At 54.0% G+C, this 1,708-nt stretch carries 1 rRNA gene; it reads left to right on the forward strand.

The annotated features are described in order from the left end of the window. Positions 1–1,696, forward strand: a 23S ribosomal RNA gene (locus tag DW56_RS07840); the annotation flags it as partial. Positions 1,697–1,708: the final 12 nt, after the last annotated feature.

Genomic DNA, 1,708 nt, shown 5'->3' on the forward strand with positions numbered 1-1,708 from the left:
CGAAGGTGTACTGTGAGGTATGCTGGAGGTATCAGAAGTGCGAATGCTGACATAAGTAACGATAAAGCGGGTGAAAAGCCCGCTCGCCGGAAGACCAAGGGTTCCTGTCCAACGTTAATCGGGGCAGGGTGAGTCGACCCCTAAGGCGAGGCCGAAAGGCGTAGTCGATGGGAAACAGGTTAATATTCCTGTACTTGGTGTTACTGCGAAGGGGGGACGGAGAAGGCTATGTTGGCCGGGCGACGGTTGTCCCGGTTTAAGCGTGTAGGTGTGTGCTCCAGGCAAATCCGGAGCGCTTTAACACTGAGGCGTGATGACGAGGCACTACGGTGCTGAAGCAACAAATGCCCTGCTTCCAGGAAAAGCCTCTAAGCATCAGGTAACACGAAATCGTACCCCAAACCGACACAGGTGGTCAGGTAGAGAATACCAAGGCGCTTGAGAGAACTCGGGTGAAGGAACTAGGCAAAATGGTGCCGTAACTTCGGGAGAAGGCACGCTGGTGTGTAGGTGAAGCGACTTGCTCGCGGAGCTGAAACCAGTCGAAGATACCAGCTGGCTGCAACTGTTTATTAAAAACACAGCACTGTGCAAACACGAAAGTGGACGTATACGGTGTGACGCCTGCCCGGTGCCGGAAGGTTAATTGATGGGGTTATCGCAAGAGAAGCTCCTGATCGAAGCCCCGGTAAACGGCGGCCGTAACTATAACGGTCCTAAGGTAGCGAAATTCCTTGTCGGGTAAGTTCCGACCTGCACGAATGGCGTAATGATGGCCAGGCTGTCTCCACCCGAGACTCAGTGAAATTGAACTCGCTGTGAAGATGCAGTGTACCCGCGGCAAGACGGAAAGACCCCGTGAACCTTTACTACAGCTTGACACTGAACATTGAGCCTTGATGTGTAGGATAGGTGGGAGGCTTTGAAGCGTGGACGCCAGTCTGCGTGGAGCCAACCTTGAAATACCACCCTTTAATGTTTGATGTTCTAACCTGGCGCCGTGATCCGGCGTGGGGACAGTGTCTGGTGGGTAGTTTGACTGGGGCGGTCTCCTCCCAAAGTGTAACGGAGGAGCACGAAGGTCAGCTAATCCTGGTCGGACATCAGGAGGTTAGTGCAATGGCATAAGCTGGCTTGACTGCGAGCGTGACGGCGCGAGCAGGTGCGAAAGCAGGTCATAGTGATCCGGTGGTTCTGTATGGAAGGGCCATCGCTCAACGGATAAAAGGTACTCCGGGGATAACAGGCTGATACCGCCCAAGAGTTCATATCGACGGCGGTGTTTGGCACCTCGATGTCGGCTCATCACATCCTGGGGCTGAAGTAGGTCCCAAGGGTATGGCTGTTCGCCATTTAAAGTGGTACGCGAGCTGGGTTTAGAACGTCGTGAGACAGTTCGGTCCCTATCTGCCGTGGGCGCTGGAGAATTGAGGGGGGTTGCTCCTAGTACGAGAGGACCGGAGTGAACGCATCACTGGTGTTCGGGTTGTCATGCCAATGGCACTGCCCGGTAGCTAAATGCGGAAGAGATAAGTGCTGAAAGCATCTAAGCACGAAACTTGCCCCGAGATGAGTTCTCCCTGAGACTTAGAGTCTCCTGAAGGAACGTTGAAGACGACGACGTTGATAGGCCGGGTGTGTAAGCGCAGCGATGCGTTGAGCTAACCGGTACTAATGAACCGTGAGGCTTAACCTTACAACGCCGAAG

The sequence above is a fragment of the Franconibacter helveticus LMG 23732 genome (assembly GCF_000463115.2).
GTDB classification, from domain to species: Bacteria; Pseudomonadota; Gammaproteobacteria; order Enterobacterales; family Enterobacteriaceae; genus Franconibacter; species Franconibacter helveticus.